The following is a 23,154-nucleotide window of genomic DNA, read 5'->3' as shown; positions in this document are numbered from 1 at the left end:
CGAAAAAGCATTCAACCAGAGGTCTGTCCATGTGGCACTTGTTGAAGAAGATGATCACCCGACCGGAGCCGCCACCCGCCGAGGCCGACGGCGAAGTGATGCATTTTCATGATCGGGGCTTCACCCGCACCAGCCACCTGACCCGCTCCATGGGCTGGCGGCAAAGCTGGGGCTGGAACGAGGTAACCGCCTTCGGCTTTACCTTTACCCCCGCAATGTTTCCCGACCCGTGGTTTGGCGACTATATGGAAAGCCAATGGTTCTTTACCGTCGATGACGGGGAGCGCAAGGAACACATATACTTCGATGTCACCTGGCTCGATCTTGACCGCCTGCCTCGCGGGCTTCTCGATCGTATGCCGGACCTTGACCTCGACAGATTGCGTGAAGGGTTGCAAACCGCAGCTGTGGGCCCGCGCCATTTTGCTGGCGAAGGCCGCTGGATCGGTTGGCAACACGCAGAACCGAAACCGAGGCGGCGCAAGGCTGCCGCGCCGCCCAGGCCGCCGAAGCTTGCAAGGCGCAAACCCGCGGCGAAATAGCACCACACCTTCGCCTGAATTCCCCCCAATAAGTTGCGCCGCCGGCCCGCCGTTCGGCCATGTTTCTTGACATGCGCCTCGGCAACAGCCAGTTAGAGCAAAATTCACCGTTTGCAGGCAGACATCTCGTCCATGTACAACTACCTTGATTTTGAGAAACCGGTCGCCGATCTCGATGGCAAGATCCTCGAGCTGAAGAAGCTCGCCGAAGAAGGCGACGCGCTCGATACCAATGACGAGATCGCACGGCTGGAAAAAAGGTCGGCCGAGGCCCTGCGCGATCTCTACCGCAAGCTTACGCCCTGGCAGAAGGCGCAGATCGCCCGCCATCCGGACCGTCCGCATTGCGTTGACTATATTTCCAAGCTCTTTAGCGACTTCACGCCGCTTGCCGGCGACCGCAATTTTGCCGACGACGATGCAGTGCAGGCCGGCCTTGCCCGTTTCAACGGCCAGGCCGTAGCCGTAATCGGCCAGGAAAAGGGCAACGACACCAAGTCGCGCCTCAAGCACAATTTCGGCATGGCCATGCCCGAAGGTTACCGCAAGGCCGTGCGCATCATGGAACTTGCCGACCGCTTCCAACTGCCGGTGCTGACCCTCGTCGATACGGCCGGCGCCTTCCCGGGCATTGCCGCCGAGGAACGCGGCCAGGCAGAAGCTATTGCCCGCTCCACCGCGGCGTGCCTCAACCTGAAGGTCCCGGTCGTCTCCGTCATCATCGGTGAAGGCGGGTCCGGCGGCGCCATTGCCATCGCCACAGCGAACCGCGTCTATATGCTCGAACATTCGATCTATTCGGTCATTTCGCCGGAAGGCGCGGCCTCGATTCTCTGGCACGATTCGACGCGCGCCAAGGATGCCGCAACATCGATGCGCATTACGGCGCAGGATCTCTACGAACTGAAGATCATCGACGGCATCATCCCCGAACCCATGGGCGGGGCCCACCGCGGCAAGGACGCCGCCATCGAGGCGACAGGCAACATCATCAATGTCGCGCTGAAATCCATGGGCAACATGGACGGCGACGCACTGCGCCAGGATCGCCGCGATAAATATCTCTCGATTGGCCGCAATCTTTAGAGTATCCGTGTTGGTCAAGGCAAGGATGGCGCCCATTTTCTTCCGTGCCTGAGCGCAGCGGTTCATTCTTTGCCTGTTCGGCAGCAAAAGTCATAAGACAAGCGTTTCTCTTCAAGCAAGAAGCGCTCCACGCACCCCTCTCTTTCAAACCTCCTTACTAAGCAAGGGCCGTTTGTCTCCGGGCTTTTTTTTGCGCTGGACTTCACCGCATGCTGCAGCGAATTTGCTAAGTCGCCGAACAAATCCGCTCAGCGACCGCACTGCCGAAAATAGTTTCGGTTTTTTTACGAAGCAGCTTGCAATTCGGTTCCCAACCCATTACGAACCGCGCTGCGCAGACGAACGCGCATAAGTGGTACGCGCCCGTAGCTCAGCTGGATAGAGCACCAGACTACGAATCTGGGGGTCAGAGGTTCGAATCCTTTCGGGCGCGCCATTCTTTCAATATGATCCAATTACAGTTGTGATTGCCAATGTAGGCGCGAGCCTGATTCCGCGAGAACAGGCTATCCTGCATTTACCGTGAGCTGCCAGCGGTCTTGTGGCGATGCATCACTTGTGCCAGAAACATTTGGTATTTTTCACTGGAAAAGTTTCAGCTATCAATGGAATTGGTATACCGCAAATTGGATGGAGAGATTTCTCCCGATGCCGCGAATGTTCACTCGGCGCGATATCCCCTTGTCGTCGATCTCGATAAGACGCTGATATTGACCGATACACTGCATGAGCAGGTGGTAGCCGCAATCTTTACAAAACCGGCAGCGCTTGCCTTTGCCGCTCCGAGTGTGCTGCGCGGGCGCGCCGCGCTGAAAGCCTCCCTGGCGTCGAAGGTCGATCTCGCTTCGACCGTGTTGCCTCTGCGTGAAGATCTGGTCAAGTGGCTGCGTGAGCAGGCCGCGACAGGCCGCGAAATTCATCTCTGCTCGGCGGCAAATCAAGCGGTTGTCGAGAATGTTTCCCGCCGCGTCGGGATTTTTGCAAGCGCCATAGGTTCGGCGACGGCAAATCTGAAAGGCCGCGTCAAGGCAGAACATCTGGCGCGCACTTTCCCGGATGGTTTCGTCTATGTCGGTGACAGCCGAGCGGACCTTGCCGTGTGGAAGGCGGCTGAAGGGGTTGTTCTGGCTGGCGCGTCGCCCGGCGTCGCCAGGGCCGCGCGCGGTCTCGGCAAGCCGGTGGAAGCGGAGTTTTCCAATCATCCGCTCGGTTTGAAGGATAGCCTCAAAGCACTGCGGGTCCACCACTGGTCCAAGAATGCGCTCATTTTCGTCCCGTTGGTTCTTGCCCATGCCTGGGGTGATTTCGCCGTTGTGCGCGATACGATCCTCGGTCTTATCTGCTTGCTGATGGTGACGTCTTCGACCTATCTGCTTAACGATCTTGCGGATTTAAGTGCCGACAGGGAGCACTGGTCGAAACGCAATCGGGCGCTCGCCAGTGGGCGGCTTCCGATCGCATCCGGTCTTTTGCTGGCTTGCAGCGGCCTCATTGCCGCCTTCATCGGCTCGTTGTTCCTGTCTCCCTATTTTACGCTTGCATTGGCGGCCTATCTGACACTTACCCTGGCCTATTCATTCGGGCTCAAGCGCGTGCCCATCCTGGATACGCTCATCATCGGTATCCTGTTCACCACGCGCCTTATCATGGGGATTGCGCTTCTAAGGGTGCCCGCGTCGGCGTGGCTGCTGACGTTCTCGGTGTTCTTCTTTTTCTCGCTCGCCATGGCCAAGCGTCACACCGAAATCGTCCGTGCTTCGTCGAGCGGCTCCCATAGTCTCGCGAGCCGCGGCTACCTGATCGAGGACGAGCCTCTCACACTGGCACTTGGTGTAGCTTCCGCCGTCGCATCCCTGCTGATCATGGTTCTCTTCATCGTCGAAGAGATGTTGCCCGGTCCGTTTTATTCGCATCCGCAGTTGCTGGCAGGTATACCCGTCTTCCTCGCGATCTGGATCGGCCGTATCTGGTTGCTCGCCCATCGCGGCCGGATGAACGACGACCCCGTCAGCTTCGCCTTGCGTGACAGGCCCAGCATTCTGCTGGGCGTTCTGATCGCAGTGCTGTTTGTGGTCGCCCTATGACGTCATACATGGTTGCGGATGACATCCGCTCCTGGGGCGGAACGGTAAAAGCGCAGCATTTCGTCAGCCGGCCGATCTGGCGTGAGCAACTGCCGGAGATCCTTGCCCGGAAAGAGGGGCGAAGCGTGCTCGGCATCGGCTTGCGCCGGTCCTATGGCGACAGCGGACTCAATCCCGATGGCTCGCTTATCGACATGACTGCGCTGGACCGGGTGATATCGTTCGATCCTGGGACGCAGCTGTTGCGCGCGGAGGCCGGAATAGCCTTCGACAGCATCCTCGAGCTCTTCGTACAGCGCGGCTACTTTCTGCCGGTCACGCCAGGGACGCGTTTCGTTACATTGGGCGGCGCCATTGCCAACGATGTTCACGGCAAGAACCATCATTCCGCTGGAACGATCGGCAGATGGGTGCGCCGCATCGGTCTCCTTCGATCCGATGGCACTGAGATCGAGCTGACGCCCGATGATCAAACGGGGTTATTTGCTGCAACAATTGGCGGATTGGGCCTGACGGGCCTGATAAGCTGGGCCGAGATCGAACTTCTGCCGATTGAGAGTTCCATGATGGTGGCGGAGACCATCCCCTTTGCCAATCTCGACGCATTCTTTGCCGTCGCAGCCGAAAGCGATGACGTTGCGGATTACACGGTCGCCTGGGTCGATTGCCTGGCAAGAGGTGACCGGCTGGGGCGGGGACTCTTCAGCCGTGCCCGCCACGCGCCTATAGGAGCGCGACTGACAAAGCAATTAAAGCCAAGGCTTAGCATGCCCTTCGCAATGCCGGGCTTCATGCTGAACCGTACCTCCATAGGTCTATTCAACAGCCTTTATTTCTACCGCGGCCGCCGGGCTGCGGGACCTGCGATTACTCCGTACCAGCCTTATTTCTATCCTCTGGATGCCATCGGCCATTGGAACCGGATGTATGGCAGCCGGGGGATGTACCAGTATCAATCGGTCGTGCCGCCAGGCACGGCGCGAGACGCTACGCGGGAAATGCTCGAAACGATATCCAAGGCTGGCGAAGGCTCCTTTCTCGCGGTGCTCAAGACCTTTGGTGGAGTGCCGTCACCCGGACTTTTATCTTTTCCGCACGCCGGCACCACGCTTGCACTCGATTTTCCCAACAAGGGCCAGTTGACGCTTGACTTGTTGAACCGGCTCGACGACATCGTCCGGGAGGCAGGCGGGCGGCTCTATCCTGCCAAGGACGGGCGGATCTCCGCATCCATGTTTCGCGCCGGCTATCCGGCGTGGGAGACGTTTGCCAACCATGTCGATCCGGCATTCTCGTCAGCTTTCTGGCGAAGAGTGAGTCAATAACGAAGAGGAATGATTTTTTGCGCGTTATCGTTTTGGGAGCGACATCGGCGATTGCTGAGGCCACAGCCCGCCTCTACGCACTGGAAGGCGCTGATCTGCTGCTGGTAGGCCGCCAGGAAGGCAAGCTCGAAGCCATTGCCGCGGATCTGAAGGTTCGAGGCGCGACCCGCGTCGAGACTGCCGTCCACGATCTTGCTGTTTCGGATGATGTGCGCACCAGGCTTGCAGAACTTGTTGCGACGCTTGGAGGCGTCGATCACGTTATCGTCGCCTACGGGATTCTCGGCGATCAGAACGAGGCCGAGCGCTCGACAGAGGTGGCGGAGGATATCCTGAGAATAAACTTCAATTCTGCAGCGGCCTGGTGTCTAGCTGTTGCGGATTTGTTCGAAACCCAGGCCCGGGGTTCGCTTGTCGTGCTGGGATCAGTGGCGGGCGACCGCGGCAGGCGCGCGAACTACGTATATGGATCTGCGAAGGCAGGCCTTGCCGCTCTCGTCGAAGGCATATCGCATCGTTTCGCCAGCAATGGTCCGCGCGCTGCGATTGTCAAGCCGGGGCCGACCATTACGCCAATGACCGATGGAATGAAGCGCAAGGGCGCATTGTGGGCGACACCCGAGCAAGTAGCGAAGGTCGTGCGGCGCGCCGCGGATGGGAAAGGGCCCGTATTCTACGCTCCGGCCCGCTGGCGCTTGATAATGCTCATCATCCGCAACTTGCCCACAGCAATCTTCAACCGGATGAGTATATGACCCGCAAGATCATCATCACCGGCGCGGCAGGCCTTGTCGGACAGAATCTCATAGCCCGGCTTAAGGCAAATCCAGACATTGCCATCGTCGGCATCGACAAGCATCCCGCCAACACGGCGTTGCTTCGGCGGATCCATCCGGAAATCGAGGTCATCGAGGCTGATCTTGCAAAGCCCGGTGCTTGGTCGGGCGCGCTCGCTGGAGCAGATGCCGTGGTGCTCAACCAGGCCCAGATCGGCGGCCTTTATGAGCAGGAATTCACCGACAACAACGTGACGGCCACGGAGAACATTGTAGCGGCCATGCGCGAGCACGGAACGCCTTACTTCGTGCAGATTTCATCGTCGGTCGTGCACTCGCAGGCCGATGATTTCTACACGCGTTCAAAAACGGCTCAAGAGAAGTTCATCGATACCGTAACCGATATACCGCATTTGATATTGCGCCCGACATTGATGTTCGGCTGGTTCGACCGCAAACATCTTGGATGGCTGCGCCGGTTCATGGACCGCACTGCGATCTTCCCGATCCCGGGTGACGGCAAGTTTATCCGCCAGCCGCTATATGTCGGTGATTTCGCCGCCATCATCGCTGCTGGATTGGATAGCCGGGCGACGGGTACCTACGACATTTCGGGACTGGAACAAGTCCACTATGGCGAGTTGATTGCACTCATCCACGACATCGTCAAGCCAAAGGCGAAGATCGTCCATATACCCTATGGGCTGTTCTGGGCCCTGCTATACGCCTATGGCAAGCTCAACAAGAACCCGCCATTTACGACCAGCCAGTTGGAGGCGCTTGTCATACCGGAGACGTTCCCGGTTATTGATTGGCCAAAAATTTTCGGTATCAAAGCAACCCCGTTGCGGAAAGCGCTCGAGGAGACTTATCTCGATCCGCGCTATTCCGGTATTGTTCTCGATTTCTAAGGATCGCCATGAGCAGGATCGTCGTCATAGGTGCCGGGCCAATGGGACTTGCGGCAGCACATCGCGCCGTTACCCTCGGTCATGAGGTTGACCTGATCGAGGCGGACAGCAAGCCGGGCGGGATGGCAGCGCATTTCGACTTTGGCGGATTGTCGATCGAACGTTACTACCATTTTGTCTGCAAGACCGACAAGCCGACATTCGCCTTGATGGAAGAGCTTGGCATTGGCGACAAGATGCGCTGGACGCCGACCTCCATGGCTTACTACATGAAGGGCAAGGTCCACCCTTGGGGCAGCCCGATTTCGCTTTTGATGTTCCCGCATTTGAGCTTCATAGCCAAGCTGCGGACGGGCGTTCAGATGTTTTTGACAACCAAGGCCAAGGCATTCGATCGCATCGAAAAGTTGACCGCGCGCCAGTGGATCGAAGGCGGTTCAGGCAAGGAAGTCTACGACACATTGTGGCGGCGCCTCATGCAGCTCAAATTCTATGAACTCTCGGATGATATTTCGGCGTCCTGGATTGCCACGCGCATCAAGCGCATCGGCAATTCACGCCGCTCCATTTTCCAGGAGGAACTCGGCTATATCGAGGGGGGCAGTGAGACCCTGGTCAGGGCGCTTGCATCCGCCTTCGAGGCAAAGGGAGGTCGACTGCAGCTTTCGGCGTCGGCAGAGAAAATCGAGACAAAGGACGGCAAGGTCACCGGCGTTACCGCGGGCGGGCGATTTTTCCCCGCCGATGCGGTCATCTCCACCGTGCCAACGCCGCTCGTATCCAAACTGGCTCCGGATCTTCCGGAGGCGTGGAAGACAAAATACGATGCAATCCGCAATATCGGCGTCGTTTGCCTCCTGTTCAAGTTGAAGCGTTCGGTCACCAAAAATTTCTGGGTCAATATCGTAGACGACGACATCGACATTCCCGGGATCATCGAGTTTTCGAATCTGCGCCCTGTCGATGATACGATCGTCTATGTGCCCTATTACATGCCCACGACCCAGCCGAAATGGCAGTGGAGCGACCAGCAGTTCATCGACGACGCGTTCGGCTATATAAGCCGCATCAATCCGGCAGTCACCAAAAACGACCTGATCGATGCGAAAGTCGGCCGCCTGCGTTATGCCCAGCCGGTCTGCGAGCCGAATTTCTACGAAAAGCTGCCAGACGTTCAGACCCCGATTGCAGGACTGCAGATTGCCGACACATGCTTTTATTATCCTGAAGATCGAGGTGTTTCGGAGAGCATTCGCTTTGGCCGGTCAATGGCAGAGGCAGTCATCTGATGCGTGAGCGAGCGATCTCAGTTGTCGGATCTCCTTTCGTGCGGTTTGTTATTTCAGGCGGGATAGCCGCCGCAATCAACATTCTTTCCCGCATCGCCTTCTCGCAGTTCCTGCCCTTTAGTGCGGCTATTGTGCTCGCTTTTCTTGTAGGAATGACTACGGCCTTCATATTGATGAAGCAGTTCGTTTTCGAAGAGTCCGGCAACTCGACTGGAAATGAATATGTGCGCTTCGGACTTGTGAATCTTGTCGCACTTTTGCAAGTCTGGCTGGTGAGCATAATTCTGGCGCGGTGGCTGCTCCCTGCGATCAACTACAATTGGCATGTTGAAACAACGGCCCACGTAGTGGGGGTCCTCAGTCCGGTCCTCACCAGCTATGTCGCGCATAAATCATTTACTTTTGCCGGCACCGAACGATAGCGTCTTACAGCGTTCGTGAAACGACGGATCGCGTTTCGCAGTGGCAGGTCGTGGACTAAAAGTAGGTTAGTTTTCGATGGCGGACTTTATGTGGAAACATTTCCGTGTCCTCGCCAATTTCCCGTAAAGACCAACCTTGGGATCTCAGTGTCATAGGAATTGCCCGTTCAAGCACGTGGCCGTACGTTCCATCCCTTTGCCCGTCCTCTGACTCAAACTGATCCAAGTCGACGTTGGAAAGAATCTCATTGGCGCATTGCGATCGTATCCAGAACATGGTTCCTGCATAGAAACCAAGGTCGTCGGAGGCTGGCTGATTTAATCCCGCCGATGTCATGAACTTAAATACTCGGGTCTGGTTCGAGCCCCAGTATCCCAGATCGCTGACATAGGATCCGCTTGCGCCAATCATAGCCAATTTAGGCGAATTGCCAAATTCATTGACGATCTTTTGGACACCTGCTTCAGAGGGAAGAAGTTCATTCAGCAGATCGCGTCTCCATTTCTCGCCGGTTGGAGAATAGAGGCTACGCTTCCCGTGAATTTTCAGGATTGGGATATCGTCGGGCAATTTGAGGAGAGCGAGTACCTTCAAAAATGGCAAGACATCCCGCCCTTTGTTTTCGGTCGCCAATACGTCAAGCGAGACCTTGCTTCGTCGCCATCCAGCCTTGAAAGATGCCAGCACGGACGGATTTGATGACGTAACATGGACCTGGCTGCCATCCGGCAATCGGTCGAGTATCAAAATGAGTTCGTCGACGACTTCTTCATAGTGGCAATGGCAAATGACGATGAGCGGCGGCTTGGTAGTCTCTTGCTTTATAGCTGGCACAGGTTGCTGGGTGACTGCCAACTGGGCAATCTCCTTCAGACGAGCGGAATCGCTAAGCAACAAGGGATTTTTGATTAGTCGCTCATACTTGACAATGCCGTATCGCAATTCAATTTCATCTGCGTAGTCATGCGTTGGATTAATTCCTCGTTGGGGTGTGACTCCCCTTTTGAGACCCGAGAAGTGCGGATCCATAACTGACGAGAAATCGGCACCCATGTCCTTGAGACACGACGATAGTCCAATTTCGTAGGCATAGATCACGTCCAGCCGAGTAGGTTGGGGTCGGACACTACTCATAAATTGCTGAAACGGTCGCCGCGAAAAAACAGAACGATCCACTGCGAAGAGATAACTCTGTCCATGCTCGGTGATCTGGAGCGAACTTGTAAGGAACACCGCCGGATCATTGGACTTGAACAGGAGGTTCAAGGCGTTGGTGAATTTTGACGCGTTGGAAATGAAGAAGCTATCATTGCAGAACAGAATTTTACTTGCAGGACCGGCGCCTTGGATGGCGTCGAACCCAACCGAGTAGCTCATGAAATCGTACCCGACGTTCCCGCGTTGAATGACCGCGTAGCCCAGTTGCTTCGCGAAGTCGGAGTCCCGGTCCGATATTCCTGTGGAAACGACAACGGCATCGCTTACGACCGGCCTGAGCGTTCGCAACAGATTGTGCCAGTTGGCGGACTTTTCGCTGTACGGGTCAAAATGGGCGATGACAGCATTAATGCGCAACTTAGAGCCCTCTAACGCTTCGCCCTAAACGATAGCCTGCGCGTGCGATGCGATATAAAATGTTACGCTTCCGCAATCGATTTGCCATTAACGTAGCGAAGGGCACATTGTGTCCGGTCCGTAGTGCCTGTATCTCGCTCAATGCTTCCTTGTATCGATATTCCAGCCCCGACAGATACTTGAAGTCCTTGATGTCGTAGGAGTCGATTGAAGCCAGTGCACCCATCGTCGAATCGTGTGAGGGGGTGGCGGCAAGGTATCGATCAGCGTCGACTGCTCGACGAACAGCTTCCAAATGCTGATGGCCATATTTCAGGCATGGCTCCAAATGACAACCCTCCGCCCATTCATTCCACGCGTTGATAAAAACAAACTTTTCCTTGTTTCGATCGTCTTTCAGCGTTTTTACGCTCTGTTGACGCAGCCAGAACTCGAAAAGCTCCGGCGAGGAATTAATGAACGTGAAGGGATCATTCTGACGACGCGCCGTATTGTCCCAGGATGGCATTGACCCATGAAAGAATAGAAAATCATCGTGGGTGCGATCAATCGATTCTGACATCACGGCCCGGTAGTCCATGATATTGCCGCGAAACTCCGGGTTGGTGATCCTTGGAAGTTGAGAAGCAAACGCGTTTTTCAGATATTGATGCGGTGGGAATTCCACCAAAGCATCGCAGCCCCAGTCAGCCGGGTCGAAAATATCATAGAACGCAACGGACGCGATAAAAAGGCCAGGCAAGCCAGCTTCCTTGGCACGCTTTCGCCAATGGTCAAAAGTCGTTTTTGAATCGACCAAAATGTCAGGTCGATAGATTACGATCATGGGTAGGCCGTCATAACGGATGTACCGCTCATCACGCATATAGGGGATCACATCGTCAATGAAGCGACTGTCATTCTCGACGCTATGCTCATTGGCGAGCAGAACTTCATTGTTTCCACCGTCCCAGCGCTTCGTCCAATTTTCGTTGGCCCAGCAAAAACAAAATGGCATATCAATCTTGTTGTCCACGAAGACGTCTATCGGCGTTTCGAGAATTCTTCGCCCTGAGAACCAGTAATAATAAAAACAAAAACCATAGATGCCGTTCTGCTTGGCTAGATCAGCCTGAGCCTGCATCGTCTCCGGCATACGCAGATCATAGAATCCGAGATCTTTTGGAATTTGAGGCTGATAATGGTCTTCAAAGTTGGCCCGCGCTTTTGCGACGTTGGTCCATTCCGTGAATCCGGCGCCCCACCATTCTGAGTTTTCTTTGACGGGATGAAACTGCGGCAGATAAAAGGCAATAGGTTTAATCATAAATCGCTAGTCTTCTGATTAGAAATGGCCAACCCTTAGTGAAGAATCCTGCCACGTCTGTCAAACCATAATCTCCCGCGACCCCTGATTTAGCGCCAGGCCGTCGAAATTCAAACCCGTATCAACCTTGCGAACATATCGATTTCATCTCGCGGGGTTAGAGTTACGATATCCAGTTTAAAGGGTATCCGACCGGTGTAGGCCATCATCCCGATCTCGTGAAAAAATGTCTGGGGCGTAAAAACCCAACAATGACAATCAACGTAATCGTTGACGGATTGCATCGCCTTATCAATTGCGTAGTCTAGCGTATGTACAAGCTTTCCCTCACGCTCGTGCCACCGAAAACTATCAAAAACTTGTGTTGGTGATGGCCGGGTCTGTTTCTGGATAAACGCACCGTAGAAGTCCTTTTCTTCTGAAACGGACCGCCTGCTGTCGAAGGTCTTCTCCTTGTTTGGAATGATGAGTGACAGCACACCTCCCTGCCTCAACACATCCCCAACGTCACACAGCCAAGAAATAATATCGGGCACGTGCTCGATGACATGCGATGCAATCACGTAATCAAATCTGAGGTTGTTTGGCACGACGCGCGCAAGTGGTCCTCCATCGGTTATAAAATCAACATCAACAATGTTTTGTACGTTCACTGTTGGGGTATGTTGATGGTTTCGCCTCAGATTATCTGTCGAGCAATAGTCAGCGTAATACACTTTTCCCACAGAACGCAGCGCACATGGATTGTCCAGTGCGCCAATCTCCAGCCCAATTCCCGTCGCCTGGTCGATCTTCTCGAATAATTGTTCCGGTCTCGATAAAACACGTTCGACAAGCATGTCCCCTCCAAAAGCGCATTAGATTTCGGCTTCGACTACAATGCACGTTGAATACAACTTTAAGTTATCATAGACGTTGGCGATTCCGACAGGCAAACTAGGGAAAATTTAGGTGTTGCAATTCGAAAGAGCGGAGACGGTAATCTTCGGCACGTGCCTCCCTGCAAGCGTCTATCTGTGGGATCGTTTTCAAACAACCCTAGAGACGGGACTTGCATGAATGAGTGTTGAGCTTAGGACAGAGCGTCAAATATCGGTAGTCGACAAATATCGTGGCGCGCTCGATTGTGTCAGCGCCGCTTCATTTTGGCCGGTCGACAATCTCGTCCGGGAATCTGCGTGGAAAGAACATGCGCCATTTGCATATTGGCTCGCTGAATCTCAAGAACCTCGCACATTTGTGGAACTGGGAACGCACGGTGGCTTTTCTTATTTCGCCTTTTGCCAAGCGATTAAGAAATTGGCGCTGGAGACAAAGTGCTATGCAATTGATACTTGGACAGGAGATGAACACTCTGGTCTTTATGAGGATGACGTTTTTGATACGGTCAAATCCTATAACGACGAGCACTACTCTGGTTTTTCCAACCTGGTCCGAATGACATTTGAGGAAGCACGAAACCAATTTGCTGATGGTTCCGTAGACCTGTTACATATCGATGGTCGTCATTTCTACGAAGACGTTAAGAGCGACTTTGAATCCTGGCTCCCTAAATTGTCCGAGCGGGCAATCGTCCTTTTTCATGACACTGAGGTTCGATATCGCGGTTTCGGCGTTTTCAAATTATGGGAGGAAATACGCGACTTGTATCCATCGTTCGAGTTTCAGCATGGCTACGGCTTGGGGGTACTCGCCGTGGGACCCAAAATACCGAAAGCCGTTGCTCCTCTGTTCGAAGCTTCAAATTCACACGAGACCGTCGTCGCCATTCGATCGGCGTACGCTCGACTAGGTTCGACGATCAGTTTGGAGGCCAAAGATGCCACCCAGCAAGACGAACTCAGCCGGATGACTGCAGAAAACGATGCGCTTGGGAAGGCGCTCGGTGAACGCAACGAACAAGTGCAAGGCCTCGTTTCAAACGCCGCGGCCCTTGAGCAAACAATTGCACAATTACAATTCGACACAGCAAGGCAAGACGGCGAACTACGAGAATTACGGAATTCAACGTCTTGGAAACTGACGGCGCCTCTTAGATTTATCGGACGCCTGATCGGTCGCGCTTAGTGAAGCACTCTCATCGATAAGGCAACAAAGACTCTTGCCGCCGAGATCGGTGACGCGAGTATCGCGCACGCGATCCTGGAAAGGCTGGACAAGCCTTCATTGAAACGCGAGCCACCGCCTGCTGATTACAACTGGGCCTGAGAGCCTCGAAGGTAACGACGACAAGGTTAGACGCGGAGCATTGTCTTGATTGCCCGGCGCTCGTCCATGGCCTTGTAGCCTTCCGCGACATCGGCAAGGGGAAGCGTCAAGTCAAACACTTTGCCGGGATTGATCTTGCGGGTAAGCACGAGGTCCATCAGGTGTGGCAGGAAGCGGCGGACCGGGGCCGGGCCTCCGAGCATTCCGACCTGCGCGAAGAACAGCGACTGACCGTCGAACTGCACGCCGTGCGGCACGCCGACATAGCCGATCATCGAGCCGGGGCGCGCGACCTGCAGCGCCTGGGTCATCGACTCCTGCGTGCCGACGCACTCAAGGACGGAGTCGGCGCCGACCTTTTTGGTGAGCTGCTTGATCCGCGCAATGCCTTCCTCGCCGCGCTCCGATACAATGTCGGTCGCGCCATATTCGAGGGCGAGGTCCTGGCGCGTCTTGTGGCGGCTCATGATGATGATGCGACCGGCTTCCATTTGCTTTGCGGCCAGCACGCCCATCAATCCGACAGCACCGTCGCCGACGACCACCACCGTCGATCCCGGCTGCACGCGCGCCGCATCCGCAGCGTACCAGCCGGTGCCGAGCACATCCGAAACCGCGAGCAGGCTTGGGATCAGGTCTTCCTCCGGCTGCGTCTCAGTGGCGACGAGCGTTCCGTCGGCAAGCGGGACGCGGGCATAGGGCGACTGCGCGCCAGTCATGAACTCGCGCTGCTCGCAGGACGACTGAAAGCCGAACCGGCAATGCGGGCAGGTATTGTCGGAGATTACGAACGAGCCGACGACAAACTGGCCAGGCCTGACGGTCTTCACATCGCTACCGACCTCGACCACCACGCCGCAATATTCATGGCCCATCGCCAGCGGCGCCGTCACCTCGTTGGCACCGCGATAGGGCCACAGGTCCGAACCGCAGACGCAACTCGCCGACAACTTGATGACGGCGTCGGTGGGCTTTTCGATTTTGGGCTCGGGCCGTTCCTCGAAGCGAATGTCGCCAGGGCCGTAGAGCATCGTTCCAAACATGACGTGTCCTTTCGTCTACTCTTGTTCTGAGGGTACTCCATCACCATGCGAATGTCAGGCGAAAGCCTCTAAAGCAGGCGACTTGCCTAAACACGGCTGGCCGCGGACTTTCACGGCAGGCGGGCCATCGACACACCCGCCTTTAAATTGCTTGCGGAGCCCGTCCGTCATCGATCGATCCGCGCCTGGTTCTGCGGTGAATAGCGTTCGCCGGTGATCGCGATGCCGGAAAGGGCGTCATCGATGGCAGCAAGCTCGGCGGGGGAAAGCGTGATGGCGGCAGCGCCGAGATTCTCCTCAACGCGGGCCAGCTTTGTCGTGCCGGGAATGGGCACGATCCAGGGCCCTTGCGAAAGCACCCAGGCAAGCGCGAGCTGGGCTGGCGTCACCTTCTTTTCGCGGGCGATGGTGGCAAACGCCTCGGCAAAGGCGTGATTTGCGGCAAGATTGTCAGGTGCAAAACGCGGCACCGTGCTGCGGAAATCGTCTTTCCCGAATGTCGTGTCCTTGGCAACAGTGCCGGTCAGGAAGCCCTTGCCGAGGGGGCTGAACGGCACAAAGCCAATGCCAAGCTCTTCCAGAACCGGAAGTATCTGATCCTCTGGCTCACGCCACCACAACGAATATTCGCTCTGCAGCGCCGCAACCGGCAAAACGGAATGCGCTCGACGGATGTTTTTGACACCCGCTTCCGACAGACCAAAATGAAGAACCTTGCCTTCCGCGATCAGTTCCTTGACCGTTCCGGCGACGTCCTCCATGGGCACATTGGGATCGACGCGGTGCTGATAGAGCAGGTCAATGCGGTCTGTTTTCAGGCGCTTGAGCGATCCTTCGACGGCAGCGCGAATGTACTGGGGCTGGCTGTTCATCGCACCGCCCCCGGCAATGTCGAAACCGAACTTCGTGGCGAGGACGACCTGATCGCGGATGGGGATCAACGCTTCTCCAACAACTTCTTCGTTTTTGTAAGGACCGTAGACTTCAGCCGTGTCGAAGAAGGTGATGCCGCGCTCAAAGGCTCCGCGGATCAGCGTAACGGCTTCAGGCAACGCCAGCGGCACACCGTATGACTGGCTGATGCCCATGCAGCCAAGACCGATTGCCGAGACCTCAAGGCCGCTTTTTCCCAAAATCCGTTTTTGCATGTTTCTATCCTTCTTGCTTGTTGTTTGGGCACTGAACACAATGACCTTGCTCATTGCCGCGCTCCCTCGCCCGCGCCGTATTCCGCGTCGGTAACGTGTTGCAGCCAGTCGACGGCCTTGCCATCCAGGGATTCCTGCACAGCGATGTGGGTCATCGCGGTATCGGAGGCCGCGCCGTGCCAGTGCTTTTCGCCGGGGGCAAAGCGCACAACATCGCCAGGGCGGATGTCTTCGATCGGCCCGCCTTCGCGCTGGACCCGGCCGTATCCGGCAGTAACGATCAACATCTGGCCGAGCGGGTGGGTATGCCATGCGGTGCGGGCGCCAGGCTCGAATGTTACGGCATTGGCTGCAGCCCTTGAGGGATCTGCGACAGAGAAGAGCGGGTCCACGCGCACCGTGCCCGTGAACCAGTCGCTTGGTCCTTTGGCAGAGGGCTGCGTTCCGGCGCGGATGATTTCCATAATGGCTCCTTGCGCCGGGGAAGGTGATCCAACGCTTCACAACCAAAATAGTCGTCACGGAATTTTTCAACTAGATGATATTATCCGCATGTCCTTATGAATGAGATTCAGTAATGCAGAAGCCTGATTTCAACGACCTTATCGCATTCCGGGCGGTTGCCCGCGAAGGCAGCTTTACGCGGGCGGCGGCGCAACTCGGCCTGTCGCCGTCAGCCCTCAGCCACACCATTCGCCGTCTTGAAACAATGCTTGATGTGCGCCTGCTGGCCCGGACCACGAGAAGCGTGGCCCTTACCGACGCGGGCGAGCGTTTGCTGAATGAAATAGGCCATCACTTCGATGATATCGACCGTGCGGTCGAAACGCTGATGGCCACGCGCGACAGGCCGACGGGCACGCTGCGCATCAATGCGGGCGAGCATGCCGTCCGCTCGGTGCTGTGGCCGAAGCTCGACCGTTTTCTGCGCCACTACCCCGATATCAAGGTCGAAGTCGATATTGACAACGGCTATACCGACATCGTGGCGGGGCGATACGACGCCGGTGTCCGGCTGGGGCAGGAAGTTGCCGCCGATATGATAGCAGTCCGAATCGGCCCCGACTGGCGCATGGCGGTGGTGGCGGTGCCCGATTATTTCCGGGAGCATGGCGTGCCTAGATCACCGCACGACCTCACCCGGCACCGTTGCATCAACCTGAGACTGGCGACATATGGCGGCTTTTACGCCTGGGAGTTCGAGCGCGATGGGGAGCCGCTGAACGTCCGGGTGGACGGGCAGCTCGCATTTAACAGCAGCCTGCCGATATTGACGGCTGCCCTGGCCGGGCACGGACTAGCCTTCATTCCGGAAGACATGGCGGCCACCCATATCGCCGAGGGACGGCTGCAGCGCGCACTGACCCAGTGGTGCGCGTCATTCACGGGCTACCATCTCTATTACCCCTCGCGCAGGCAATCATCGCCGGCTTTCCAGCTGCTTCTGGACGCCCTCAGGTTCAAGCCTTGATGAGAGACACGGTAGTGGAAACTCCGCGGAAGGTGCGCCGACTTGCCTCCAGGGCAACGGCGTATGCGAGGAGGAGCGCGTTTACCCTGAAATGTCGAAAGTGATGCTGTAGCGGCACGCTGCAGCAGGCTGCGCCTCGTTCATGAAGGCGACCTTGACCTGATACTGGCCGGACGGCGGCAACTTGCCTATGTAACCGTCGCCGATAGCCCTGGCTTCGACGACCGTACCATCGCTCTCGGGATCGTAGACGTTGAACGTGCAACTCTCATTGTCGGACCTGAATGCGATCGACATTTCCTGGCCGGGCTTGGCCTCAATAATATAGGTGGTGGTTTCAGGCCCCCGTATATCGCCCGACATGGTCGTCGAGCGCATGCCAAGGCGAAATTTGACCAGGTAGGATTGGCTGTCGGCCAGTCCGCTGCCGGCGCAAGCAACACAGGCTGAGAATGCAAGAATGAACAATCGTATCTTCATGTTCGACTCATTCAAGCGAGAATGCCGCAATGCTAGCAGCTTTCCGTTAATGGAAAAGTGCTGCACAGGCCCTGCCATCGACAAATTACACTAAAAGATTGCCTTGCGTTGCGGCGCATCGGCAATGAGCCGCCTCGCCGCCCCAGACCCGTGGAACAAATTTTACCACCCGCTGTTATGGATAGCCGGCGCTCGATGCCGGCTCGCAACGGAGGCACGGCCATGTTCGGGAAGTTATTCAACACCATAGCGAATAAGGTCGCGTTTGCCGCCGGCAAGCCGGTAACGTTCATTCTTTGCTGCGTCGTGGTGGTCGTCTGGGGGATCAGCGGCCCTATATTCGGCTTTTCCGATACATGGCAGCTCATTATCAATACAGGTACGACGATTATAACCTTCCTGATGGTGTTCCTCATTCAGAACACCCAGAACCGGGACGGCATCGCCATTCAGGCGAAGCTTGACGAACTCGTCCGGGTCACCGAGGCGAAAAATGCCTTTATCGGCATCGAGCACCTGACCGAAGACGAAGTCGAAAAATTCCGCCGCCAATGCGAAGCTGCAGCCAGAAAGGCCGACAAGGAGCTCGAGGAACTCAAGAAAACCGAGACCCAAAAACGCTCGCAGGGCAAGACCGCGGCCAAGCCCGCAACTGGTCGCGCCCGCACCTCCCGCTCTGCCGCAACGGCACGCTGACATTGCTTTTTATTGTGCAACGCAACCTATGATTTGTTGCATTGCAGCTATGCAAAACTGTCACTCCAAGTTCCTCACCGCCTTGCCTATATCACCGTCAACGATCGGAAAATGATCCAACAAACAAGAAGTTACATAGGTGAGTGAAATGAACTTGATCCGCTCTTACAATAACTGGCGCCGCTATCGTGACACTGTCACGGAACTGAGCCGCCTTTCTGCCCGCGAACTGAACGACCTTGGCATCTCCCGCGGCGATATCGCCTTCGTTGCCAAGCGCGCAGCTTCGGCTCGCTAATAGAATACAACTTGCGTCCGGAGCACTCCTCCTCCCAAGCTTCGGATGTATAAAGACCGGCACTCCTCCTCCCAGCCGGTCTTTACAAATAGCACCCACCGCTCCTCCCGCGGTGGGTGTTGTTTTTTGTGCCTCTGCATCCCTCATCTCCAGATTGTTCGCTCGACGGTTTCCCTGTAACGCTCTGCCGACCATGAGGAGGCGAACATGACGGGCGGAATTCACCACATCACGCTGATTACCCGTAAGGTTCAGGCAAATGTCGACTTTTATGTCGGCTTCCTTGGGCTGCGGCTGGTCAAACAGACCGGCGGGTTCGAAGACGCGACCCAGTTGCATCTGCTGTATGGCGATGCGACCGGAACGCCCGGATCGCTCATAACCTTCCTCGTCTGGGAAGACGGCTCGCCCGGCCGCGTCGGCTATGGGCAGCCCAGCGAAATCGCGCTTGCCATCGCACCGGAAAGCATCGGCTTCTGGCTGACCCGGGCCCTCCAGTTCAACATACCGACCTCCGGTCCGGCGCAGGAGTTCGGCGAACCCGTGCTGCGGCTCAAGGATCCCGATGGCGTCATCGTCAAGCTCGTCGGCACCGATGCTGTCGCTCCCGGCGATGCCTGGGCCATGGCTGGAATACCCTCGCCTGACGCGATACGCCGAATCCGCGGCACGACCATCCTCACCGAGCAGCCGCAAGCCACCCGTGCCTTTCTGGAAGATTATTTCGGCTATGCGGCGATGGGTGAAAGCGAAACGATCACACGCATGGTGGCAGATAGTGGCGACTGCGTCGATGTCCGCGATGCTTCCGGTTTCTGGAGTTCGGCCCCCGGCACCGGCACGATCGACCATATTGCCTTTCGTTCCCCAGGCCTTCCCGAAGTGACGGCCATATTCGATCGCCTCGTTGCAAGCGGCGCCGATGCCACCGCCATGCACGACCGCAAATATTTCTCTTCGATCTATGTGCGCGAACCGGGCGGCTCGCTGTTGGAACTCGCGACCGACGGCCCGGGCATGTTGATCGACGAGCCGAAGGACGAGCTTGGCTCGACACTGTTCATTCCGCCGCATTTTGCGAAAGAAGCGCAGAACCTCAAAGTGATGCTGCCGCAGTTCAGCATGCCGAACGAGTGGCGGTTCATCTACCGCGAGCTACCCTTTGTGCACCGCGTCTATACGCCGGAAGAAGCCGGCGGACGCACGCTTGTGCTCCTGCACGGAACTGGCGGCAATGAGGCGAGCCTCATGCCGCTCGCAGCATTGGCGGCACCGCGCGCAACGCTGATGGGCGTACGCGGCCGCAGCACCGAAGAAGGTAGCGCGCGTTGGTTCCGCCGGTTTGCGCCGCTCACCTTCGACCAGAAGGACATAGGCTTCGAGGCAGATGCCTTCGCTGCCTTTATCGAGGGCGCGGTCGAAGCCTATAGGCTGGACCTTACCAGCACGGTATTCCTCGGCTACTCGAACGGTGGCAATCTGCTTGCGGCGATGATGCAGTTGCATCCGCATCTCGTGCGCAACGCAATACTCCTGCGGGCAACGAAAGTGCTCGACGAGACCCCGCAATCCGACCTTTCGGATGCGCGAATCCTGTTCGTCACCGGCAATCATGATCTATTCGGTGCCCATGCGCCGGCACTGGAGGCGGAACTTCGGCAGGCCGGGGCCGATGTGACTTCATTGAGCGTGGCGGCCGGGCATGAAACCGGCGATCATGACATCGAGGTGATCCGCCAATGGCTGGCGGAAACGGAAACGGGGCAGAACTGATCTGCCCCGCTTTGACGTTTATACGAGAGGTTTGAGGCCCGCTTCGATCGATGCCCGTTTCGGTTCGAGGAACGGCGGCAAGGACAGGCTCTCACCGAGCGTTTCCATCGGTTCGTCCACTGCAAAGCCCGGCGTGTCCGTAGCGATCTCGAACAGAATACCATTGGGCTCGCGGAAGTAGAGCGAGCGGAAGTAATAGCGTTCGACCTCGCCGCTTGACGGCATGCGGAAGCCCTTCAGCCGTTCGGTCCACTCATGCAGCGCTGCCACGTCCGGAACGCGGAACGCGACATGGTGAACCGCGCCCGCACCCTGCCGGGCGACGGCAAGATCCGGCTGCACGGCGACATGGAGTTCGGCGGCAGGTCCGCCCTCGCCCATGGCAAAGACGTGCACATGCCCTACACCGTCCGGCGATGCATAGTCGCTAACCTTGCGCATATTAATCACATGCAAAAGAATCGCCTCGGTATTGGTGATGTCAGGCACGCTCAGCGTAATCGGCCCGAGGCCGCGTATCTGGTGTTCGGCCGGAACCGGGCTCTTCTCCCATGGATGCGACGGGGTGGCGCCGCCATCATTGACCAGGCGGAAACGCTGGCCTTCGCCATCCTCGAAATCGAGTGAATCATAGCCGCCGACGACAGCGATCTCGCCGGCCTTGACGCCGAGTTTGTCAAAGCGCTCCTTCCACCAGGAAAGGCTTTCCTTGCTGCCAACGCGCAAGCCGGTGCGTGCGATACTGTGCGTGCCGCGCCGTTCCGGACCGATCGGCCAATCGAAGAATGTGAGATCGGAGCCAGGCGTTGCCTCGCCGTCGGCGTAGAACAGGTGGTAAGCGCTGGTATCGTCCTGGTTGACAGTCTTCTTGACGAGGCGAAGGCCGAGCGTCTGCGTATAGAAGCGCAGGTTTTCAGGTGCATTTGCGGTAATGGCAGTCAGATGATGAATGCCTGTGAGTTGCAAGGTCATTGAAGCCTCCTGGATGAAAATTGCGGCCCGTTTGCCGTTGCGCTGAATATCTGTCCTTGCCCGCACTTGATAAAGAGCCAATCTGCGCAACCCATGTTCGCCTGTATCGAACAAAAGTGATCAAATTGGCTTCCCTCGCAGCCGACTGTCCGATAAATTGCAACCATGAAATGGCGTTTCGACGATCTTCTCACCTTTCTCGACGTAATGGAAACGGGCAGCATCACTGCGACCGCCGCTCGCCTCAACCTGTCGAAATCCGTCGTCAGCAAACGTATCACCGAACTTGAAGGGGCTCTTGGCATCGAGCTTTTCCAGCGCTCGCCGCGCAAGCTTGTCGCATCCGGAAGCGCCCTGGATTTTGTCGAGCGTGTGCGACCGCTGGTGCGAGAACTGATCGAGGCGGCCGATCGGGTCGGCGAGCGGCACAGCGCCATCCGGGGGACGCTGCGCATTGCGGCGCCCATGACCTTCGGCACGCTCTATCTCGGGCGCATGATTGCCGATTTCGCTCGCCAGTACCCCGAACTTGAAGTGGCGGTAGAATTCGACGATCGCATGGTCGATCTCGGTCGCGGTGGTTTTGACGTCGGCATTCGCATCGGCATCTTGAAGGATTCGAGCCTTATTGCCCGCAAGCTCTGCACCGATGCGCGCGTCATCTGCTGCAGTCCGGATTTTGCGGCGGCCAACGGCATGCCGAAATCCCTGGACGATCTCGGCAATTTCGCCTGCATCGACTATTCCAATGTAAATACGAGCCAGCTCTGGCAATTCGAAAACCCCGGCCAACCATCAGATCCGATTTCGGTCGCCATGCATGGGCGCATCGTTGCCAATAACGGTGAGGCGATGCGCGATATGGCAATTGCCGGGCTTGGTCTCGTCCTGCTGCCTATGTTCATTGCGGCCGAAGCGCTGCGTGCCGGCACGCTCATTCCGGTGCTGCCGCAGGCAAAGCCCCTCCCTTACAGGATCCATGCCGTCTACCCGCCGACGCGTCATGTCTCGGCGAAGGTCCGCGCCTTCGTCGATCATCTGGTGCGCCATATCGGCGATCCGCCTATATGGCAGATGACCGATGTTCTGCGCCAGGAGCCCGCCTGAATTAGCCTCGGCTTGCGCGAATCACCTCTCGGGGTTTTTCCGCCGCCTCGGCGGCCTTGCCCGCCTTTCGTAGCCGGTTTCGCAAAAAACCCTGTAAACACTGGGTATAAACCAGCATTTTGGGCGCTATTGCTGATGACAGGGCGGGAATCGCATGCCATACAGACCCCTCCGATCAACGAATTTACTGAGGAAACCGCCAACATGAATACCTCCGATCTTGTAGAGAAGCTGGTTGCTGATCAGGGTCTTACAAAAGTTCAGTCCAAGGCGATTGTTGACAGCGTTCTTAAGGGTATCACCGATTCCGTCGTAGCTGGCGATGAAGTATCGCTGCCGGGCTTCGGCAAGTTCAAGGTTCAGTCGCGCGCTGCTCGCGAAGGCCGTAACCCTGCAACTGGCGCTACGATCAAAATCGCAGCTTCGAAGAAAGTCGCGTTCCAGCCTGCAAAGGCATTGAAGGACGCGCTGAACGGCTAATCCCGTTCACGATCGACTTCAAAAAGGGCGGCGCGGTTGTGCCGCCTTTTTCATTTGTGGCAGCCTTGAGTAACTTTTCGTTCACCATAGATACGCTCTCCTTGCCAACCGCCAATCGTTTGCCATAAATCCGCCCTGTCTTGGTCGCAGATCACGATTGC

At 56.7% G+C, this 23,154-nt stretch carries 23 protein-coding genes and 1 tRNA gene; 16 read left to right on the top strand and 8 right to left on the bottom strand.

Annotated elements, in window-relative coordinates:
• The first annotated feature begins 29 nt into the window (after positions 1–29).
• The 9 genes from AC1DNI_RS16420 (at position 30) to AC1DNI_RS16380 (ending at position 8,435) form a co-directional block, all read left to right on the top strand.
• Positions 30–542 carry a hypothetical protein gene (locus AC1DNI_RS16420; protein ID WP_477692614.1) on the top strand — a complete coding sequence of 171 codons (513 nt, stop codon included), beginning with the start codon at positions 30–32 and terminating at the stop codon, positions 540–542.
• A gap of 132 nt (positions 543–674) precedes the next feature.
• Positions 675–1,628 (top strand): acetyl-CoA carboxylase carboxyltransferase subunit alpha, encoded by a 954-nt coding sequence (locus AC1DNI_RS16415; protein WP_477692613.1) that lies wholly within the window; start codon positions 675–677, stop codon positions 1,626–1,628.
• Positions 1,629–1,987: 359 nt separating this feature from the next.
• Positions 1,988–2,064: transfer RNA gene (locus tag AC1DNI_RS16410), tRNA-Arg, on the top strand.
• Positions 2,065–2,233: 169 nt separating this feature from the next.
• Positions 2,234–3,712 (top strand): UbiA family prenyltransferase, encoded by a 1,479-nt coding sequence (locus tag AC1DNI_RS16405; protein WP_477692612.1) that lies wholly within the window; start codon positions 2,234–2,236, stop codon positions 3,710–3,712.
• 8 nt (positions 3,713–3,720) lie between these two features.
• Positions 3,721–5,037, top strand: coding sequence for an FAD-binding oxidoreductase (locus tag AC1DNI_RS16400; protein WP_477692611.1), 1,317 nt, complete (start codon positions 3,721–3,723; stop codon positions 5,035–5,037).
• A gap of 17 nt (positions 5,038–5,054) precedes the next feature.
• The gene (locus tag AC1DNI_RS16395) at positions 5,055–5,792 is read left to right on the top strand and encodes an SDR family NAD(P)-dependent oxidoreductase (RefSeq protein ID WP_477692610.1); all 738 of its coding nucleotides are present in this window, start codon (positions 5,055–5,057) and stop codon (positions 5,790–5,792) included.
• Complete coding sequence (locus tag AC1DNI_RS16390) at positions 5,789–6,724, top strand: NAD-dependent epimerase/dehydratase family protein (RefSeq protein WP_477692609.1); 936 nt, start codon at positions 5,789–5,791, stop codon at positions 6,722–6,724. The genes AC1DNI_RS16395 and AC1DNI_RS16390 overlap by 4 nt, the downstream gene beginning before the upstream one ends.
• 8 nt (positions 6,725–6,732) lie before the next feature.
• On the top strand, positions 6,733–8,013 hold the full coding sequence (locus AC1DNI_RS16385) for an NAD(P)/FAD-dependent oxidoreductase (RefSeq protein WP_477692608.1): 1,281 nt from the start codon (positions 6,733–6,735) through the stop codon (positions 8,011–8,013).
• Complete coding sequence (locus AC1DNI_RS16380) at positions 8,013–8,435, top strand: GtrA family protein (protein ID WP_477692607.1); 423 nt, start codon at positions 8,013–8,015, stop codon at positions 8,433–8,435. Before AC1DNI_RS16385 ends, AC1DNI_RS16380 begins: the two co-directional genes overlap by 1 nt.
• A 55-nt stretch (positions 8,436–8,490) precedes the next feature.
• Here AC1DNI_RS16380 and AC1DNI_RS16375 read toward each other — a convergent pair whose 3' ends face one another.
• From AC1DNI_RS16375 to AC1DNI_RS16365, 3 genes are all read right to left on the bottom strand, one after another.
• Positions 8,491–10,011, bottom strand: a complete 1,521-nt coding sequence (locus AC1DNI_RS16375) for a rhamnan synthesis F family protein (protein WP_477692606.1) — start codon at positions 10,009–10,011, stop codon at positions 8,491–8,493.
• Between the two features lies 1 nt (position 10,012).
• Complete coding sequence (locus AC1DNI_RS16370; RefSeq protein WP_477692605.1) at positions 10,013–11,317, bottom strand: glycosyltransferase WbsX family protein; 1,305 nt, start codon at positions 11,315–11,317, stop codon at positions 10,013–10,015.
• Positions 11,318–11,427: 110 nt separating this feature from the next.
• Positions 11,428–12,156, bottom strand: coding sequence for a methyltransferase domain-containing protein (locus AC1DNI_RS16365; RefSeq protein WP_477692604.1), 729 nt, complete (start codon positions 12,154–12,156; stop codon positions 11,428–11,430).
• 220 nt (positions 12,157–12,376) lie between these two features.
• Here AC1DNI_RS16365 and AC1DNI_RS16360 point away from each other — a divergent pair, with 220 nt between their 5' ends.
• Positions 12,377–13,384: a class I SAM-dependent methyltransferase gene (locus tag AC1DNI_RS16360; RefSeq protein WP_477692603.1), complete on the top strand. Its 1,008-nt coding sequence runs from the start codon at positions 12,377–12,379 to the stop codon at positions 13,382–13,384.
• Positions 13,385–13,551: 167 nt separating this feature from the next.
• Here AC1DNI_RS16360 and AC1DNI_RS16355 read toward each other — a convergent pair whose 3' ends face one another.
• The 3 genes from AC1DNI_RS16355 to AC1DNI_RS16345 all read right to left on the bottom strand — a co-directional run bounded on the left by AC1DNI_RS16355 (position 13,552) and on the right by AC1DNI_RS16345 (position 16,180).
• A complete protein-coding gene (locus tag AC1DNI_RS16355) occupies positions 13,552–14,568 on the bottom strand; it encodes a zinc-dependent alcohol dehydrogenase family protein (protein ID WP_477692602.1) in 1,017 nt (338 codons plus the stop codon).
• 167 nt (positions 14,569–14,735) lie between these two features.
• On the bottom strand, positions 14,736–15,716 hold the full coding sequence (locus AC1DNI_RS16350) for an aldo/keto reductase (protein WP_477692601.1): 981 nt from the start codon (positions 15,714–15,716) through the stop codon (positions 14,736–14,738).
• Between the two features lie 50 nt (positions 15,717–15,766).
• Positions 15,767–16,180, bottom strand: coding sequence for a (R)-mandelonitrile lyase (locus tag AC1DNI_RS16345; protein WP_477692600.1), 414 nt, complete (start codon positions 16,178–16,180; stop codon positions 15,767–15,769).
• A 113-nt stretch (positions 16,181–16,293) separates the two neighbouring features.
• On the opposite strand from AC1DNI_RS16345, the gene AC1DNI_RS16340 reads away from it, so the two are divergent.
• Entirely contained in the window at positions 16,294–17,187 is an 894-nt protein-coding gene (locus AC1DNI_RS16340; RefSeq protein WP_477692599.1) for a LysR family transcriptional regulator, read from the top strand.
• An 81-nt stretch (positions 17,188–17,268) separates the two neighbouring features.
• Here AC1DNI_RS16340 and AC1DNI_RS16335 read toward each other — a convergent pair whose 3' ends face one another.
• Positions 17,269–17,667 (bottom strand): hypothetical protein, encoded by a 399-nt coding sequence (locus AC1DNI_RS16335; RefSeq protein ID WP_477692598.1) that lies wholly within the window; start codon positions 17,665–17,667, stop codon positions 17,269–17,271.
• A 222-nt stretch (positions 17,668–17,889) separates the two neighbouring features.
• On the opposite strand from AC1DNI_RS16335, the gene AC1DNI_RS16330 reads away from it, so the two are divergent.
• The 3 genes from AC1DNI_RS16330 to AC1DNI_RS16320 all read left to right on the top strand — a co-directional run bounded on the left by AC1DNI_RS16330 (position 17,890) and on the right by AC1DNI_RS16320 (position 20,434).
• Positions 17,890–18,363: a low affinity iron permease family protein gene (locus tag AC1DNI_RS16330; RefSeq protein WP_477692597.1), complete on the top strand. Its 474-nt coding sequence runs from the start codon at positions 17,890–17,892 to the stop codon at positions 18,361–18,363.
• Positions 18,364–18,511: 148 nt separating this feature from the next.
• Positions 18,512–18,661, top strand: coding sequence for a DUF1127 domain-containing protein (locus AC1DNI_RS16325; RefSeq protein ID WP_081815820.1), 150 nt, complete (start codon positions 18,512–18,514; stop codon positions 18,659–18,661).
• Between the two features lie 207 nt (positions 18,662–18,868).
• The gene (locus AC1DNI_RS16320) at positions 18,869–20,434 is read left to right on the top strand and encodes a VOC family protein (RefSeq protein WP_477692596.1); all 1,566 of its coding nucleotides are present in this window, start codon (positions 18,869–18,871) and stop codon (positions 20,432–20,434) included.
• Between the two features lie 18 nt (positions 20,435–20,452).
• On the opposite strand, the gene AC1DNI_RS16315 is transcribed toward AC1DNI_RS16320, so the two are convergent.
• On the bottom strand, positions 20,453–21,406 hold the full coding sequence (locus AC1DNI_RS16315; RefSeq protein ID WP_477692595.1) for a ring-cleaving dioxygenase: 954 nt from the start codon (positions 21,404–21,406) through the stop codon (positions 20,453–20,455).
• Between the two features lie 165 nt (positions 21,407–21,571).
• On the opposite strand from AC1DNI_RS16315, the gene AC1DNI_RS16310 reads away from it, so the two are divergent.
• Together AC1DNI_RS16310 and AC1DNI_RS16305 are read left to right on the top strand one after the other, a co-directional pair.
• The gene (locus AC1DNI_RS16310; RefSeq protein WP_477692594.1) at positions 21,572–22,513 is read left to right on the top strand and encodes a LysR family transcriptional regulator; all 942 of its coding nucleotides are present in this window, start codon (positions 21,572–21,574) and stop codon (positions 22,511–22,513) included.
• 204 nt (positions 22,514–22,717) lie between these two features.
• A complete protein-coding gene (locus AC1DNI_RS16305; protein ID WP_027231303.1) occupies positions 22,718–22,993 on the top strand; it encodes an HU family DNA-binding protein in 276 nt (91 codons plus the stop codon).
• Positions 22,994–23,154 lie beyond the last annotated feature (161 nt).

The organism is Phyllobacterium sp. 01N428, assembly GCF_056399405.1.
This window is presented reverse-complemented; position numbering and strand designations above follow the sequence as displayed.

Bases quoted from the DNA above. Each gene is read 5' to 3' on its own strand.
- AC1DNI_RS16350 (WP_477692601.1), bottom strand. From the start codon at position 15,716: ATGCAAAAACGGATTTTGGGAAAAAGCGGCCTTGAGGTCTCGGCAATC.
- AC1DNI_RS16335 (WP_477692598.1), bottom strand. From the start codon at position 17,667: ATGAAGATACGATTGTTCATTCTTGCATTCTCAGCCTGTGTTGCTTGC.
- AC1DNI_RS16320 (WP_477692596.1), top strand. From the start codon at position 18,869: ATGACGGGCGGAATTCACCACATCACGCTGATTACCCGTAAGGTTCAG.
- AC1DNI_RS16360 (WP_477692603.1), top strand. From the start codon at position 12,377: ATGAGTGTTGAGCTTAGGACAGAGCGTCAAATATCGGTAGTCGACAAA.
- AC1DNI_RS16305 (WP_027231303.1), top strand. From the start codon at position 22,718: ATGAATACCTCCGATCTTGTAGAGAAGCTGGTTGCTGATCAGGGTCTT.
- AC1DNI_RS16355 (WP_477692602.1), bottom strand. From the start codon at position 14,568: ATGTTTGGAACGATGCTCTACGGCCCTGGCGACATTCGCTTCGAGGAA.
- AC1DNI_RS16340 (WP_477692599.1), top strand. From the start codon at position 16,294: ATGCAGAAGCCTGATTTCAACGACCTTATCGCATTCCGGGCGGTTGCC.
- AC1DNI_RS16400 (WP_477692611.1), top strand. From the start codon at position 3,721: ATGGTTGCGGATGACATCCGCTCCTGGGGCGGAACGGTAAAAGCGCAG.
- AC1DNI_RS16420 (WP_477692614.1), top strand. From the start codon at position 30: ATGTGGCACTTGTTGAAGAAGATGATCACCCGACCGGAGCCGCCACCC.
- AC1DNI_RS16385 (WP_477692608.1), top strand. From the start codon at position 6,733: ATGAGCAGGATCGTCGTCATAGGTGCCGGGCCAATGGGACTTGCGGCA.
- AC1DNI_RS16390 (WP_477692609.1), top strand. From the start codon at position 5,789: ATGACCCGCAAGATCATCATCACCGGCGCGGCAGGCCTTGTCGGACAG.
- AC1DNI_RS16370 (WP_477692605.1), bottom strand. From the start codon at position 11,317: ATGATTAAACCTATTGCCTTTTATCTGCCGCAGTTTCATCCCGTCAAA.
- AC1DNI_RS16365 (WP_477692604.1), bottom strand. From the start codon at position 12,156: ATGCTTGTCGAACGTGTTTTATCGAGACCGGAACAATTATTCGAGAAG.
- AC1DNI_RS16405 (WP_477692612.1), top strand. From the start codon at position 2,234: ATGGAATTGGTATACCGCAAATTGGATGGAGAGATTTCTCCCGATGCC.
- AC1DNI_RS16330 (WP_477692597.1), top strand. From the start codon at position 17,890: ATGTTCGGGAAGTTATTCAACACCATAGCGAATAAGGTCGCGTTTGCC.
- AC1DNI_RS16310 (WP_477692594.1), top strand. From the start codon at position 21,572: ATGAAATGGCGTTTCGACGATCTTCTCACCTTTCTCGACGTAATGGAA.
- AC1DNI_RS16325 (WP_081815820.1), top strand. From the start codon at position 18,512: ATGAACTTGATCCGCTCTTACAATAACTGGCGCCGCTATCGTGACACT.
- AC1DNI_RS16345 (WP_477692600.1), bottom strand. From the start codon at position 16,180: ATGGAAATCATCCGCGCCGGAACGCAGCCCTCTGCCAAAGGACCAAGC.
- AC1DNI_RS16415 (WP_477692613.1), top strand. From the start codon at position 675: ATGTACAACTACCTTGATTTTGAGAAACCGGTCGCCGATCTCGATGGC.
- AC1DNI_RS16315 (WP_477692595.1), bottom strand. From the start codon at position 21,406: ATGACCTTGCAACTCACAGGCATTCATCATCTGACTGCCATTACCGCA.
- AC1DNI_RS16380 (WP_477692607.1), top strand. From the start codon at position 8,013: ATGCGTGAGCGAGCGATCTCAGTTGTCGGATCTCCTTTCGTGCGGTTT.